The sequence below is a fragment of the Bradyrhizobium sp. CSS354 genome, from assembly GCF_029051725.1.
In the GTDB taxonomy this organism is placed as follows: Bacteria; Pseudomonadota; Alphaproteobacteria; order Rhizobiales; family Xanthobacteraceae; genus Bradyrhizobium.
Window position 1 is genome coordinate 102,896 of record NZ_JAACFU010000012.1, and the last position, 15,024, is coordinate 117,919.

The 15,024-nt window shown below is 64.8% G+C and carries 11 protein-coding genes and 1 pseudogene; 8 read left to right on the top strand and 4 right to left on the bottom strand.

Translation table 11 applies throughout. From position 1 onward, the window contains the following. Positions 1–204 precede the first annotated feature (204 nt). Both GWG67_RS26430 and GWG67_RS26435 read left to right on the top strand, forming a co-directional pair. On the top strand, positions 205–945 hold the full coding sequence (locus GWG67_RS26430; RefSeq protein WP_275172303.1) for a 3-deoxy-manno-octulosonate cytidylyltransferase: 741 nt from the start codon (positions 205–207) through the stop codon (positions 943–945). Positions 946–966: 21 nt separating this feature from the next. Then, positions 967–1,812 (top strand): prephenate dehydratase, encoded by an 846-nt coding sequence (locus GWG67_RS26435; protein WP_085351723.1) that lies wholly within the window; start codon positions 967–969, stop codon positions 1,810–1,812. Between the two features lie 69 nt (positions 1,813–1,881). Here the strand turns inward: GWG67_RS26435 and GWG67_RS26440 are convergent, their stop codons facing one another. Beyond that, positions 1,882–2,895 carry an LLM class flavin-dependent oxidoreductase gene (locus tag GWG67_RS26440; protein ID WP_275172304.1) on the bottom strand — a complete coding sequence of 338 codons (1,014 nt, stop codon included), beginning with the start codon at positions 2,893–2,895 and terminating at the stop codon, positions 1,882–1,884. Positions 2,896–3,285: 390 nt separating this feature from the next. On the opposite strand from GWG67_RS26440, the gene metF reads away from it, so the two are divergent. The 5 genes from metF to GWG67_RS26465 all read left to right on the top strand — a co-directional run bounded on the left by metF (position 3,286) and on the right by GWG67_RS26465 (position 10,560). Continuing rightward, positions 3,286–4,206, top strand: coding sequence for a methylenetetrahydrofolate reductase [NAD(P)H] (gene metF, locus GWG67_RS26445; protein ID WP_275172305.1), 921 nt, complete (start codon positions 3,286–3,288; stop codon positions 4,204–4,206). Between the two features lie 6 nt (positions 4,207–4,212). Further along, on the top strand, positions 4,213–8,076 hold the full coding sequence (gene metH, locus GWG67_RS26450) for a methionine synthase (RefSeq protein WP_275172306.1): 3,864 nt from the start codon (positions 4,213–4,215) through the stop codon (positions 8,074–8,076). Positions 8,077–8,588: 512 nt separating this feature from the next. Then, complete coding sequence (locus GWG67_RS26455; protein WP_256379063.1) at positions 8,589–8,720, top strand: hypothetical protein; 132 nt, start codon at positions 8,589–8,591, stop codon at positions 8,718–8,720. After that, a complete protein-coding gene (locus tag GWG67_RS26460) occupies positions 8,702–9,469 on the top strand; it encodes a hypothetical protein (RefSeq protein WP_275172307.1) in 768 nt (255 codons plus the stop codon). The genes GWG67_RS26455 and GWG67_RS26460 overlap by 19 nt, the downstream gene beginning before the upstream one ends. 83 nt (positions 9,470–9,552) lie before the next feature. After that, positions 9,553–10,560, top strand: a complete 1,008-nt coding sequence (locus GWG67_RS26465; RefSeq protein WP_275172308.1) for a DUF3592 domain-containing protein — start codon at positions 9,553–9,555, stop codon at positions 10,558–10,560. A 197-nt stretch (positions 10,561–10,757) separates the two neighbouring features. Here the strand turns inward: GWG67_RS26465 and GWG67_RS26470 are convergent, their stop codons facing one another. Next, complete coding sequence (locus GWG67_RS26470) at positions 10,758–11,387, bottom strand: glutathione S-transferase family protein (protein WP_275172309.1); 630 nt, start codon at positions 11,385–11,387, stop codon at positions 10,758–10,760. A gap of 154 nt (positions 11,388–11,541) precedes the next feature. On the opposite strand from GWG67_RS26470, the pseudogene GWG67_RS26475 reads away from it, so the two are divergent. After that, positions 11,542–12,490 (top strand): annotated as a pseudogene (locus GWG67_RS26475) (threonine/serine dehydratase). Between the two features lie 128 nt (positions 12,491–12,618). Here GWG67_RS26475 and GWG67_RS26480 read toward each other — a convergent pair. Together GWG67_RS26480 and glpK are read right to left on the bottom strand one after the other, a co-directional pair. Then, complete coding sequence (locus GWG67_RS26480) at positions 12,619–13,212, bottom strand: N-acetyltransferase (RefSeq protein ID WP_275172310.1); 594 nt, start codon at positions 13,210–13,212, stop codon at positions 12,619–12,621. Between the two features lie 190 nt (positions 13,213–13,402). Further along, positions 13,403–14,908, bottom strand: a complete 1,506-nt coding sequence (gene glpK, locus GWG67_RS26485; protein WP_275172311.1) for a glycerol kinase GlpK — start codon at positions 14,906–14,908, stop codon at positions 13,403–13,405. Positions 14,909–15,024 lie beyond the last annotated feature (116 nt).

Consider the following 15,024-nt stretch of genomic DNA (forward strand, 5'->3'; position numbering starts at 1 on the left):
CACCGCAAGAAGGATCGAGCGGCCCAAAGCGGCCGCCAGGACGAGCCTCGAAGAATCAACGTTCCTTAATTGTTTCCCCGAGTTTTGCCATTGAGATATCGGTTTGCCCGGGGTCTGGCAACCCGTATAAGCGAGCGGGCTTCACGCCCGTCCCCACCCCATTTCCCGGCGCGGAAAACGCCCCGTTTCCAGGCCCTTGACCCGATGACCGATCCTCGCATCCTGGTGCTGATCCCGGCCCGCATGGCCGCGACCCGCCTGCCCGGCAAGCCGCTCGCCGATATCGCGGGGCAGCCGATGATCGTGCACGTGATGCGCCGCGCCGAGGCCGCCGGGATAGGCCGGGTCGCGGTCGCAACCGACACCGCGGAGATCGCGTCCGTCGTGACCGCCCATGGCGGCGAGGCCGTGATGACCCGCCCGGAGCACCCCTCCGGCTCCGACCGCATCCACGAGGCCATGCAGAAGCTCGATCCGGACGGCAAGGCCGAGATCGTGGTCAATCTCCAGGGCGATTTCCCGACCATCACGATCGACAATATCCGCGAGGTACTGCCGCCGCTGCAAGACCCCGCCGTGGATATCGCAACGCTGGCTTCGCAAATCCACACCGAGGAGGAGGATCTCGCGCCGAGCGTCGTGAAGGCGATCGGGACCTCGCTCGGGGGCAGACGCATGCGCGCACTTTATTTCACCCGCGCAACCGCGCCGACCGGCGACGGGCCGCGTTACCACCATATCGGCCTCTACGCCTATCGCCGCGCCGCGCTGGAGCGCTACGTCTCACTGCCGCCTTCGCCGCTGGAACTGCAGGAGAAGCTGGAGCAGCTCCGGGCGCTCGAGGCCGGAATGCGCATCGACTTCACCATTGTCGATACCGTGCCCCGCGGGGTCGACACGCCGGCGGACCTGGAAACCGCCCGCAGCATCCTTTCCAAATCCTGAGCCGCTGTTACAAGGCCGAGCATGAGCAAGCTGAAAATCGCATTCCAAGGCGAGCCTGGCGCCAATTCCCACATCGCCATCGTCGAGGCCTATCCCGACGCCGAGCCGATGCCCTGCGCCACCTTCGAGGACGCCTTGTCGGCGATCTCGTCGGGCGAGGCCGATCTCGGCATGATCCCGATCGAGAATTCGGTCGCAGGCCGCGTCGCCGACATCCATCATTTGCTGCCGGCCTCCGGCCTCTTCATCATCGGCGAGTGGTTTCTGCCGGTCCGGCATCAGCTGATGGCGGTGAAGGGGACCAGGCTCGAAGACATCAAGAGCGTCGAAAGCCACGTGCACGCGCTCGGCCAGTGCCGGCGGATCATTCGCAAGCTCGGCATCAAGCCAATCGTGCACGCTGATACGGCCGGCAGCGCCCGCGACATTTCCGAGCGTAACGACAAGTCCGTCGCCGCGATCGCCTCGCGCCTCGCCGCGCAGATCTACGGCCTCGACATCCTCGCCGAGGACATCGAGGACGAGGCCCACAACACCACGCGCTTCGTGGTGCTGGCGCGCGAGCCGAAATGGGCCGCACAGGGCTCCGGTCCGCTGGTCACGACTTTTGTGTTTCGGGTGCGCAATTTGCCGGCCGCGCTCTACAAGGCGCTCGGTGGTTTTGCCACCAACGGCGTCAACATGACCAAGCTCGAGAGCTACATGGTCGACGGCAATTTCTTCGCCACCCAGTTTTACGCTGACGTCGATGGCCACCCCGAGGACAAGGGCCTCGCTTTCGCGATCGAGGAGCTGAAATTCTTCTCGCGCGAATTCCGCATCGTCGGCGTGTATCCGGGTCACCCGTTCCGCGCGACGATGGAATAGTTTCGTGTCCCGGACGCGCGAAGCGCGAGCCGGGATCAAGAGGCTGCGAAGCGCAGAGGCGCGAGAGCTTTATCCGACCGCCTTAAGCCCGAACGCCTCCGCCAGCAGCGAATAGGATTTCTTTCGCGCCTCGTGATCATACACGGCGGTGATCACCATCAACTCGTCCGGCTTGCTCGCTTCGATCAGCGGCTGGAGCCGCTTCTGCACGGTTGCGGGGCTGCCGACGAACAGGCGCGAGCGGTTGCGCTGGATCGAGGTGCGCTCCGAGTCGGTATAGGGATAGGCCAGCGCCTCTTCGACGCTCGGCAACGGAAGATACTGGCCGCGATCGCGGCGCAGGCGGTTGAGGTCGAAAGACGCGGCGAGCTTTTCGGCTTCCTCATCCGTGTCGGCCGTGATGACGGCGACCGCGAGGATCGCGCGCGGGGTCGCGCTCCAGGCCGAGGGCTGAAAACGATTGCGATAATGCACCATAGCGTCGATCGCATCGTGGGACGCAAAATGATGCGCGAATGCGAAGCCCATGCCGACCTGCGCGGCGAGCTCCGACGAATAATCGCTGGAGCCGAGCAGCCAGATCGGCGGCAACGGCGTATCGTCGGGCATCGCGACCACGCTGTGGTAGGGATGGCCCGAGGGGAATTCCCGGGTCTGCCACAGGATCAATTCGTGCAGCCGCTCCAGGAAATCGTCGCCTTCGCGACGGTCGAGCCGGCTGCGCAGCGCATAGGCCGTGGCACCGTCGGTGCCGGGGGCGCGGCCGAGGCCGAGATCGATGCGGCCGGGAAACAACGCCTCCAGCATCTTGAAGCGCTCGGCCACGACTAGCGGCGCGTGATTGGGCAGCATCACGCCGCCGGAGCCGACGCGGATGTGCTTCGTCACCGCCGCGATCTGCCCGATCATCACGTCGGGCGCTGGACTCGCGACCGAGGCGAGGTTGTGATGCTCGGCGAGCCAGTAGCGGACATAGCCGAGCCCGTCGACATGGCGCGCCAGGTCGATGCTGTTGCGCAGCGCCGCGGCGGGCTTCGTGCCAGTTGTGACGACGGAGAGGTCGAGGACTGAGAGCGGGATCATCGCGCGCTAACGTAGCGGAGGGCGGCGCAGCGGCAATGGCAGGGCGCGCAGGTCTGACGTGCAGGCCACGGGCTCGCGCGACTGCGCCGCGGCGTTGGGACAGAGGTTACGCTGATACTATAATTTTCATACTGCCCACCGCACGATCTCGTACCAGATAGCCCCACATCACCATTACGCGTCTGATATATCTATACTTTCAACTAACTGCTCTCATCCCACCTCTATCTGAATCTGCAGATAATTTTCTATTATCTAAATGAAAGTGGGCAATTTCCCATCTCTGATGGGCTGTCGAGTGCGACCGCTTTGGCTTATCTTGACCTCTCCCAATCTAGACCTGACCGCCGGCCGCCAACGACCCGGCGAGCCCTGGAGTGAGTGGTGCCCATGACTGACGCGACGATGCCTGCCCATACCGACGGGCAAGACGGGCACCTGAAGCGGCCTGCGATTTCGTTCGAGTTCTTTCCGCCCAAGACGGAAGATATGGAGCGCAATCTCTGGGACACCATCAACCGGCTGGCCCCGCTCGACCCGAAATTCGTCTCGGTGACCTATGGCGCCGGCGGCTCGACCCGTGAGCGCACCCACTCGACCATCTCGCGCATCCTGAAAGAAACTGCGCTGCTGCCGGCGGCGCATCTGACCTGCGTCGGCGCCTCGCGCGGGGAGATCGACGAGATCGTCGACCGCTATTACGAGGTCGGCGTCCGCCACATCGTGGCCTTGCGCGGCGATCCCGCGGGCGGCATCGGCACGGCCTATTCCAGCCATCCCGACGGCTATCAGAGCTCCGCCGACCTCGTCGCCGGCATCAAGAAGCGGCACGGCGATATCGAGGTGTCGGTCTCGGCGTACCCTGAGAAGCACCCCGAGGCGCGCGACTTCGACGATGACATCGACACGCTGCAGGCCAAGGTCGATGCGGGCGCGACCCGCGCGATCACGCAGGTGTTCTTCGATAACGAGCTATACTTCCGTTATCTCGACCGCGTGCGCGCGCGTGGGATCAACATCCCGATCGTGCCGGGCATCATGCCCATGCATAATTTCAAGCAGGCGCGAGCCTTCGTCACCCGCGCCGGCACCTCCGTGCCGGACTGGTTCGCCGCGAAGTTCGAGGGGCTCGACGAGGACGCCGAGACCCGCAAGCTGGTGGCGGCCACCGTCGCCGCCGGCCAGGTGCAGAAGCTCGCGAAGCACGGCGTCGACACCTTCCATTTCTACACCATGAACCGCGCCGATCTCGTGTTCGCGATCAGCCATTTGCTCGGCATTCGCGCCAAGAGCGCGCAGAAGGCGGCTTAAGACACCATGACCGTATCCACCTCTCCCAAGCGAACCGCCCTGCTCAACGCCGCGCGCGAGCGCATTCTCGTGCTCGACGGCGCCATGGGCACGATGATCCAGAATCTCCAGTTCGACGAGGTTGCCTTTCGCGGCGAGCGCTTCAAGACCTTCCATCGCGATTTGCGCGGCAACAACGACCTCCTGATCCTGACCCAGCCGCAGGCGATCGAGGACATCCACGCGGCCTATCTGCGCGCCGGCGCCGACATCGTCGCCACCAACACCTTCTCCACGACCTCGATCGCGCAGGCCGATTACGATCTCGCCGACATCGTCTACGAGATGGTGCGCGAAGGCGCCCGCCTGGCAGGCAACGCCGCACGCCGCGTCGAGGCCGAGGACGGCAAACCCCGCTTCGTCGCCGGCGCGATCGGGCCGACCAACCGCACCGCCTCGATCTCGCCCGACGTGTCCAATCCCGGCTACCGTGCCGTCACGTTCGACGATCTGCGCAAATCCTATGGCGAGCAGATCAACGGCATGCTCGACGGCGGCGTCGACCTGCTGCTGGTCGAGACCATCTTCGACACGCTGAACGCCAAGGCGGCGCTCTACGCCATCGCCGAGATCACGGAAGAACGCGGCATCGACATGCCCGTGATGGTGTCGGGCACCATCACCGACAAGTCCGGCCGCCTGCTGTCCGGCCAGTTGCCGGAAGCGTTCTGGCATTCGGTGCAGCACGCCAAGCCCGTCACCATCGGTTTCAACTGCGCGCTCGGCGCGGAAGATCTGCGCGCGCATATCGCCGATATCGGCCGCGTCGCCGATACGCTTGTTTGTGCCTATCCCAATGCCGGCCTGCCCAACGAGTTCGGCCAGTATGACGAGACCCCGGAATACATGGCCCGGCTGGTCGGCGAGTTCGCGCGCGATGGCCTCGTCAACATCGTCGGCGGCTGCTGCGGCACCACGCCGGACCATATCGCGGCGATCGCGGCGGCGGTCGCGCCGCACAAGCCGCGCATCGTGCCGGAGATCGAACCTCGCTTGCGGCTCTCCGGTCTCGAGCCGTTCATCCTGACCGACGCCATTCCCTTCGTGAACGTCGGCGAGCGCACCAACGTCACCGGCTCCGCCCGCTTCCGCAAGCTGGTCACCGCCGGCGACTACACCGCCGCGCTGCAGGTCGCCCGCGACCAGGTCGAGAACGGCGCGCAGATCATCGACGTTAACATGGACGAGGGGCTTCTGGACTCGGAAGCCGCGATGGTGACCTTCCTCAACCTCGTCGCCGCCGAGCCCGACATCGCCCGCGTCCCCGTCATGGTCGATTCCTCGAAATTCTCCGTGATCGAGGCCGGCCTGAAATGCGTGCAGGGCAAGCCGGTCGTCAACTCGATCTCGATGAAGGAAGGCGAGGACAAGTTCATTCACGAGGCCAAGATCGCCCGCCGCCACGGCGCGGCCGTCGTGGTGATGGCGTTCGACGAGGTCGGCCAGGCCGACACGTTCGTCCGCAAGACCGAGATCTGCAAGCGCGCCTACGACATCCTCGTGAACCGCGTCGGCTTCCCGCCGGAAGACATCATCTTCGATCCGAATATTTTCGCGATCGCAACCGGCATCGAGGAACACAACAATTACGGCGTCGACTTCATCGAGGCGACGCGCTGGATCCGCAAGAATCTGCCGGGCGCGCACATCTCGGGCGGCGTGTCCAATCTGTCGTTCTCGTTTCGCGGCAACGAGCCGGTGCGCGAGGCGATGCATTCGGTGTTCCTGTATCACGCCATCAAGGCCGGCATGGACATGGGCATCGTCAATGCCGGGCAGATGATCGTCTATGACGACATCGATCCCGAATTGCGCCAGGTGTGCGAAGATGTCATCCTCAACCGCGACCCCGGTGCGTCCGAGCGTCTGCTGGCGCTCGCGGAAAGATTCCGCGGCAACAAGACCCAGACCAAGGAAGCCGATCTCGCCTGGCGCGAATGGCCGGTGGCGAAGCGGCTGTCGCATGCACTGGTGCATGGGATCACCGAGTTCATCGAGCAGGATACCGAAGAGGCCCGCAAGGCTTCGAAGCGGCCGCTCGACGTGATCGAGGGGCCGCTGATGGCCGGCATGAACGTAGTCGGCGATCTCTTCGGCGACGGCAAGATGTTCCTGCCGCAGGTGGTGAAGTCGGCACGCGTGATGAAGCAGGCGGTCGCCTGGCTAATGCCGTTCATGGAAGAGGAGAAGGCGCGCAATCTCGCCAACGGCATCGGCACGGAAGGCTCCTCGTCCGCCGGCAAGATCGTGCTCGCGACCGTCAAGGGCGACGTCCACGACATCGGCAAGAACATCGTCGGCATCGTGCTCCAGTGCAACAATTACGAGGTGATCGACCTCGGCGTGATGGTGCCCGCGGCCAAGATCGTCGAGACCGTGAAGGCGGAGAAGGCCGACATCGTCGGGCTGTCCGGCCTGATCACGCCCTCGCTCGACGAGATGGCGTTCTTCGCCGCAGAATTGCAGCGCGAAGGCCTCAAGCTGCCGCTCTTGATCGGCGGCGCCACCACGAGCCGCGTGCATACGGCCGTGAAGATCGACCCGAGCTATCGCGCCGGCCCGGTGGTGCATGTCAACGACGCCAGCCGGGCGGTTGGTGTTGCGTCTGCGCTGCTGTCGCCCGAGAGGCGCGAGGCCTATGCCGCCGAAGTGCGTGCCGAGTACGCCAAGATCTCGGATGCGCATATGCGCGCCCAGGCCGACAAGAAGCGGCTGAAGCTGGCGACCGCCCGCGCCAACCGCGTGCCGGTCGACTTTGCCGCGAACAAGCCGGTGAAGCCGACCTTCCTCGGCACCCGAAGCTTTGACGACTACGATCTCGCCGAGCTGGTGCCCTATATCGACTGGACGCCGTTCTTCCAGACCTGGGAGCTCGCCGGGCGCTTCCCCGCCATCCTTAGCGATGCCAAGGTCGGCGAAGTCGCGCGCTCGCTCTACGACGACGCACGGAAAATGCTCGACCTGATCGTCAAGGAGAAATGGTTCCGCGCGCGCGCCACCGTCGGCTTCTGGCCGGCCAATGCGCAGGGCGACGACATCGTGCTCTATGCCGACGAGAGCCGGACCAGGACGATCGCGACGCTGCACACGCTGCGCCAGCAGCTCGAGAAGCGCGAGGGCCGTTTCAACGCCGCGCTGTCCGACTTCATCGCGCCCGCCACCACCGGCGTGCCCGATTATGTCGGCGGCTTCGTCGTCACCGCCGGCATCGGCGAGGATGTGGTCGCCGACCGCTTCAAGATGGCCAATGACGACTACTCCTCGATCCTGTGCAAGGCGCTGGCTGATCGCCTCGCCGAAGCCTTCGCCGAGCGCATGCATGCCCGCGTCCGCCGCGAGTTCTGGGCCTATGCGCCGGACGAGGCACTCTCGACCGACGAGTTGATCCTCGAAAAGTACCAGGGCATCCGTCCCGCCCCTGGCTATCCCGCGCAACCCGATCACACCGAGAAGGCCACGCTGTTCGAGTTGCTCGACGCCGAGAACACCGCCGGCGTGAAGCTGACCGAGAGCTTTGCGATGTGGCCGGGCTCCTCCGTGTCGGGGCTCTATCTCGCGAATCCCGAGAGCTACTATTTCGGCGTCGGCAAGATCGAGCGCGACCAGGTCGAGGATTATGCCGCGCGCAAAGGCATGAGCGTCGCCGAGGCCGAGCGCTGGCTCGCGCCGATCCTGAACTACATCCCGGTGCGAGAGCGCGCGAGCGACAAGGCGGCGTTCGCGACAACGCCTGCGAACGACGAAACGTCGAAGGAGCTTGCCTCGCATCCGCCGGGCTGCACCTGCGCGGTGCATTTGGTCTGGCAGAAGAAGCGCGCGGGCGCGGGTTAGGCGCCTCCAACAAAAAACGAAAATCAACCCCATGCACAGTAGGCATGGGGTTGAAAAGGCTTGATTATTTTCGGTATTGCCGAAATGGCTTGCGGCGTCGGGCAAAACACCTGTATGAATGCATGATCGCCGACTGCGCCCGTTTGACACTCGCTGCCTCGCTGTCGCGATCATGGGCGCGTGCCACACGTTCGGTGTCGTCCGTTCGGTGTCGGCCTGGCGAAGGCCAAGACCCACACCGCGTGATTCATCGATGACGATCGCTGGCAATACCGAACGACCAATCTTCGCCAAATGACCCGGTGGGGGTATTGGGTCCTGACTTTCGCCAGGACGACATTGGTGCAGCAAATGCTCAGCCTGTACCGGAACGACGCAACACATCGAACCGCTGCAGATGCACCCTCGCAAGAATCTGCCGCTTGTGAACTCGTTCACTTGTCCGCTCAACCTTGGTTCGATACTCTCTAGGCCTACTACCTTCAACCGACGATTTGCTTGGGAGCGAACATATGAAGCAGTTCATTGCACCGTTCGTCGCCGCGATCGCTCTCGTCGTGCTGCCCACGATTGCCGCGGCGGACTGTCCGAAAGGCTATGTGCCATGCGGCGAGAAAAATCAGTTGTGCTGCCCGGGAAAGTAGCAAGCCGCAAATGGCTTTGGCTCGGTAGCGGGGTCTTTGTCGCGATCGGCCTCGTGATGGTCGCGGTCTTTGTCGGCTTCCCGCGAAAGAAGCAAACCATCACGGCCATCCTCTCCGAGACCGGATATTTCGAGGTGGTGCCGCCAAGCACGTTCGGCGGCCCCGGCACGATCAACACGATCGAGTATCTCAGCAACGGCCGGCTGGAGCTGCATCCGACTTGCGAGGTCGATCCAACGCTGCTGACCGGCAAGATCCAGAAATCGCGGACCGTCGACCGGGACCTGAAGCAGTCGCTTGAGAAAAAGCTCGACGTGTCGGCCCAGGTCAGGGACAAGCTGTCGGCTGTCGCCGGAATGCAGCAGGTCGAGGCCGTCAACCTCAAGCTCGAGAACGCCAACATTCTGCTGATATCCGACGAGTCGCTGATCTCTGCCCGCAACGCCTTGCTCAAGGCCGAGTGTGAGGACGCGGTCACCCAGAACGTTTCGAGCGGCGCCGTCGTGTGCCAGACGCGCTCCGTGCTGGAGGCCGACGTCGTCTACGAGATCAAATATCAGAATACGATTTCGATGGAGGAGCGGGCCAAACTGACATCCGAGATCGCGACGAAGCTCGATCTGGATATCCATGAGGGGGCGAACGACAAGGTCTCCGGCTCCCAATTGTTCTTTGGCATCAGACTGTCGCCAAATCCGATCGTGATGCACTCTGCCTCGGGCGAGATCAAGCCCTGCACGAGGAGATAGGATCTCCTCGTGCCCCCTGCCATGAACGCAACGCGCGTTGGCTGCGACCAATGGCGGTCGCCGCCGAAGCGCAGGGGAATCGGATGCTGAATGCCCAACAATTGATGTGGACCCAGATTGCCGCCGGCGTCGCCGTGCTGCTGTTTGGATTGACGCTGTTCAATCTGATCCGCATGCGGGGCCGGATGGTCGCGGCGCGGAGCTGGGACAGAGTGGAGGGCATCATCACGGTTTCCCGGATTGACCAGCCGGCGGCACACGGCTCGGACGATCGGAATGACGCCAAGCCCATCATCCGCTATCGCTATCAGGCCGGCGGCCAGGAGCTGGAAGGCGACAAGGTCTTTGTCGGCGGCACCGTCATCACGACAAGGGTCCTGGCCGCAAAACTGACCGGACGATATCCGGTCGGTGCCCATGTCGACGTCCATGTCGATCCGAAGCAACCGACCGAGGCGCTGCTGGAGCCCGCCGCCGCCCAGAACGTCGCAGCGCTGGTGGCGTTCACAATGGTGTTCGGCATCATCGCCGCCACCCTGACCGCGCATTCGTTCGCAGGCCACGTGCTCTACGCCGCCAAGGGCGTCCCGCTATTCGCGTTCGCGGTGCCGATCATCGTGCTCGTGGGCGGGGTGTTCCTCGCCGCCGATTATGTCCGGACGCGCCGGCTGGCGAGCGCCAGCCTGCGCTGGCCGACCGCGTCGGGCAGGGTCATCCATTGCGACGTGATCGAGGAAATCATCGAAGAGAAGACCGAGCACGACAATCGACCGACGACGTCAAAGCTCGTCCACCGCTATCAGGTCGCCCTGCGCTACGCCTACAGGGTCGGCAAGCGCGACTTCATCGGCACCGAAGTCGATTGGAACGGCACCATGATCTCCGGCCTGCGCGAGGTCGCCGAAAAGGCCGCGGCGAAATATCGGCCCGGGAAGAGCGTCCAGGTCTATTACGATCCTGACCGGCCAGGGCAGGCCGTGCTGGAGCCCGCAAGCCGGAAAGGCGCGCTGGGGCCGCTGATCGGTGCTGCGGTCTGCGCGGTCGTAGGCGGCCTTTTCCTGACGATCCTGATCAAGGTCGGGTTCGCGTAGCGGCGCCGCGACGCGTCGTCTGTCGATCGAGTGCAAAGGCGGCGCCACACTCTCCGTCATTGCGAGCAAAGCGAAGCAATCCAGACTCTCTCGGCTGTCGACAGACTGGATTGCTTCGTCGCTTCGCTCCTCGCAATGACGACCTTGGCGCGCAAGCTTTCCATTCGGTCAGCGCCGCCGCCCGCATGCAAGCGGATTCACCCCTTCGGCGGAGCCAGCGGTTGCACGATCTCCTGGAACGGCGCCATCGCCTCGCAAGCGTCGGCGTGCGCCGACAGAGCCGGATACCGCGACGGCTCGAACAATTGCGGATGCGCCTCGCGGGTGAAGCGGACGACGCAGGCGACCACAACGTCGGCATGGCCGATGCGGTCACCCAGCCAGTACGGCGCGGCGACCTTGGCGCGCTCGGCCTCCAGCGCTTTCAGCACGTCCGCGATCTGCGCCTGGCAGCGCTCGACCCACAGCGTGAGCTGCTCCTTCCGCAGCACGCGCTCGTAGAGCAGGCTCACCGACTTGTCGCCGAGACCGGAGGCGAGCGCGCAGATGCGCAAATGGCGCCGGCGCTCGGCGCCGGAGCGCGGCAGCATCGCCTTCTCCGGCCCTACCAATTCGTCGAGATAATCGAGGATGACCGTGCTCTCGATCAGCGCCTCGCCGTCGTCGAGCACCAAGGTCGGCACGCGCCGCAGCGGATTATGGGGCGCGATCTTGTCAGCGTCGCCGAAGGTCGACCACGGCCGGTGCTCGAAGGCGAGGCGGTAAAGCCGCAGCGCAATCGCGACGCGGCGAACGAAGGGGGAATCATATTGGCCGATCAGGAACATGGTTATGCGCTCTTCTGGCTTTGGACGAGGCAGGGCCGATCAGTTTCCACGGCAAGGCCGCAGTAGCGCAAGCAAAATCATGGAAGTGGAGCATTGCGCCGGATGCAACGGCGCCGCGACAGCGTCTCCCGGATGCGCTATCAAGGACGGCATCATGACAGCAACAATGGACATCAATCGGGAGCGGATCGCGGCGACCGAGGCCGTCATCCGCCCGCACATCCGGCGCACGCCGCTCGTTGAGGCCGATCTCGCCGATTTTGGCCTGCCGGCTTCACCCGTCATTTTCAAGCTCGAGCTGTTGCAGCATTCCGGATCGTTCAAGGCGCGGGGCGCCTTCGCCAACCTGCTGTTGCGGCAGGTGCCGGAGGCCGGTGTCGTCGCCGCATCGGGCGGCAATCACGGCGCCGCGGTGGCTTATGCGGCGCAAGCGGCTCGGCGTTCCCGCCACGATCTTCGTGCCCGACATCACCTCGCCGGCCAAGGCCGAGCGTATCAAAGGCTACGGCGCGCAGCTCATGGTCGCGGGCAGCCGCTATGCCGACGCGCTCGCCGCGAGCGAAACCCATGTCGCGCAGACCGGCGCCATGGCGGTGCATGCTTACGACCAGGTCGAGACCTTGCTCGGTCAGGGCAGCGTCGGAATCGAGCTGGAGCAGGATGCAGCGGGCATCGACACGGTGCTGGTAGCAGTCGGCGGCGGCGGCCTGATCGGTGGTATGGCAGCCTGGAGTGCCGGCAGGACGCGCATCGTCGCGGTCGAGCCGGAGCAATCGCCAACGCTTCACGCCGCCTTCGCGGCGGGCGCGCCGATCGATGCGCCCGCGGGTGGCATCGCCGCCGATAGTCTCGCCCCGCGACGTGTCGGACAATTGATGTTTCCGATTGCGCGGGCCCACGTCGAAAAGGTCGTGCTGGTCACCGACGATGCGATCAGGCAGGCGCAGGCGGCATTGTGGTCGAGCCTGCGCCTGGTGGCCGAGCCTGGTGGCGCGGCCGCCTTTGCCGCCTTGCTCTCGGGTCGCTATCGTGCCTTACCCGGCGAGCGGGTCGCGGTGCTGGTCTGCGGCGCCAACACCACGGCAGTCAATTTCAACAGCTAGCGAGCTTCGCGGTGCCGGCACTCCGTCATTGCGAGCGCAGCGAAGCATCCAGTATCTTTCCACGGAAACAGTCTGGATTGCTTCGTCGCAAGGGCTCCTCGCAATGACGGTGGGGAGGCAGCTGCGCACTAGCCGATGATCGGCACATGCTTCGCCGCCGTTCGCGGCGCGGCGCCATCGAGGCGCGGATCGTCGGCAATCTCGATCTGGCGGCGGAACGGGCGGAAGCCGGAGCGCTGGTAGAATGCAACGGCGGACGGATGATCGAAGGTGCAGGTGTGCACCCAGACGCGGGACAGCTCGCGTGACCATGCGATCTCAAGTGCACGGTTCATCATAAAGCGGGCGGCACCGCTGCCGATCAGTTTTGCGGTGACACCGAAATACACGAGTTCACATTGGCCGGCCTCGCTGAAGTCCAGCTCCAGCAGGCCTTCATCGTGGCCGTCCACGACCAGGGCGTAGACTTCGATCCCTGGTGCCCGGATGATTGCGGCGAGCTCGGCATCGTTCATGCGCGCCCGCGAAAACCACAACCACTCCTCGCCGACGCGGCGATGGAGGTCGCGATACCAATGAAGCGCGGGGTTATCGACCTTGCGCAGGGTCCATGCGCCTCTCGGGTCGTCGCGGCGCGCGGGAGGTGCGGTCATCTCCAGATGGGTGACGACGGCAGCGATCTTGCCGGGGGGAATGTCGGAATAACCGTCGGGGAGGATCATTGCGTTCCTGTAGCGCGGAGTGCGACTTACGCATTCTATGTCGTCCCGGCGAAGGCCGGGACCCATAACCACAGGGAGTGGTTTGGCGCAGATTGGTCGTTCGGGATTGGCACTAGCCGCAATCGATAGACCTCGCGGTATGGGTCCCGGCCCCCCGTGCGCAATTGCGCACTAGGCCGGGACGACTAAGCTACCCCTCGCCCTCATCGCTCGCGAGCACGCCCTTCACCGCCCTCGCCCAGCCCGCCAGCTTCCGCTCCCTTGTGGCCTGGCTCATGTTCGGCTTGAAGCGATGCTCCAGCCGCCAGTTGTCGGCGAATTTGGTCGGCTCGGGATAGACGCCGGCCTGGAGGCCGGCGAGATAGGCGGCGCCCAGCGCCGTCGTCTCCTGGATCACAGGGCGGTCGACGGGCGCGTCGAGCAGGTCGGCGAGGCGCTGCATGGTCCAGTCAGACGCGGTCATGCCGCCGTCGACGCGCAGCACGACGCTGGCGGTTTCCGAGCTCGGCCAGTCCGCGCGCATCGCGGCCCAGAGGTCGAAAGTCTGGTAGCAGACGCTTTCCAGCGCGGCGTGGGCAAGCTCGGCCGGGCCGGTGTTGCGGGTGAGGCCGAACAGGGCGCCGCGCACGCGCGGATTCCAGTACGGCGCGCCCATGCCGACGAAGGCCGGGACGAGATAGACGCTCTGCATCGAATCCGACTGATCGGCGAGAGGTCCGGTCTCGGCGGCGTGCTTGATGATGCCGAGACCGTCGCGCAGCCATTGCACCGCGCTACCCGCAACGAAGATCGAGCCTTCGAGCGCGTAGGTGCGTTTGCCGCCGAGCTGGTAGGCGATGGTGGTGAGCAGCTTGTTCTTCGAAGCCACGGGCGTGGTGCCGGTGTTGAGCAACGCAAAGCAGCCGGTGCCGTAGGTCGACTTCATCATGCCCGGACGGAAGCAGGCCTGACCGATGGTCGCGGCCTGCTGGTCGCCGGCGATGCCGGAGATCGCAATCGCGCCGCCGAACAGGTCCGGCGTGCTCTCGCCGAAGCGGGCGGAGGAATCCTTCACCTCCGGGAGCATCGAGCGCGGCACGCCGATGATCTCCAGCAGCTCGTCGTCCCACTGCCCGGTGTGGATATTGAACAGCAGCGTGCGCGAGGCGTTGGTGGCGTCGGTGGCGTGGACCTTGCCGCCGGTGAGGCGCCACAGCAGGTAGCAATCGACGGTGCCGAACATCAATTCGCCGCGGGCGGCGCGCGCGCGTGCGCCGGGGACGTGGTCGAGAATCCAGGCGACCTTGGTGCCGGAGAAATAGGGATCGATGATCAGGCCGGTCTTTTGCGAGATCACGGGCTCGCGGCCGTCGGCTTTCAGTTTCGCGCAGATGTCGGCGGTGCGGCGGTCCTGCCAGACGATGGCGCGGTGCACGGCCTGCCCGGTGGCGCGGTCCCACACCACGGTGGTCTCGCGCTGGTTGGTGATCCCGATCGCGCCGATGTCCTTTGCGCTGATGCCGGCCTGCGCGATCGCGTCGCGGCAGACGGTCACGGTCGAGGTCCAGATGTCCTCGGGCTCGTGCTCGACCCAGCCCGAGGCGGGGAAATGCTGCGGAAACTCGGCTTGCGCCTTCGCCGCAATGGATATGTCGCCGCGAAACACGATCGCGCGCGAGGAGGTGGTGCCCTGGTCGATGGCGAGGACGAAAGACATGGAAGCAAACCTTGGCGTTGTCTTTGGCGTTTTCTTGGCTTTGTCCCGTGAGGGATCATTGTGTCGCGCCAAAGGGAGCGGATTGGAGGCGGAAGGTCAAGCCCGCCGCGCTCGTC

Bases quoted from the DNA above. Each gene is read 5' to 3' on its own strand.
- GWG67_RS26430 (WP_275172303.1), top strand. From the start codon at position 205: ATGACCGATCCTCGCATCCTGGTGCTGATCCCGGCCCGCATGGCCGCG.
- GWG67_RS26435 (WP_085351723.1), top strand. From the start codon at position 967: ATGAGCAAGCTGAAAATCGCATTCCAAGGCGAGCCTGGCGCCAATTCC.
- GWG67_RS26440 (WP_275172304.1), bottom strand. From the start codon at position 2,895: ATGATCCCGCTCTCAGTCCTCGACCTCTCCGTCGTCACAACTGGCACG.
- metF (WP_275172305.1), top strand. From the start codon at position 3,286: ATGACTGACGCGACGATGCCTGCCCATACCGACGGGCAAGACGGGCAC.
- metH (WP_275172306.1), top strand. From the start codon at position 4,213: ATGACCGTATCCACCTCTCCCAAGCGAACCGCCCTGCTCAACGCCGCG.
- GWG67_RS26455 (WP_256379063.1), top strand. From the start codon at position 8,589: ATGAAGCAGTTCATTGCACCGTTCGTCGCCGCGATCGCTCTCGTCGTG.
- GWG67_RS26465 (WP_275172308.1), top strand. From the start codon at position 9,553: ATGCTGAATGCCCAACAATTGATGTGGACCCAGATTGCCGCCGGCGTC.
- GWG67_RS26470 (WP_275172309.1), bottom strand. From the start codon at position 11,387: ATGTTCCTGATCGGCCAATATGATTCCCCCTTCGTTCGCCGCGTCGCG.
- GWG67_RS26480 (WP_275172310.1), bottom strand. From the start codon at position 13,212: ATGATCCTCCCCGACGGTTATTCCGACATTCCCCCCGGCAAGATCGCT.
- glpK (WP_275172311.1), bottom strand. From the start codon at position 14,908: ATGTCTTTCGTCCTCGCCATCGACCAGGGCACCACCTCCTCGCGCGCG.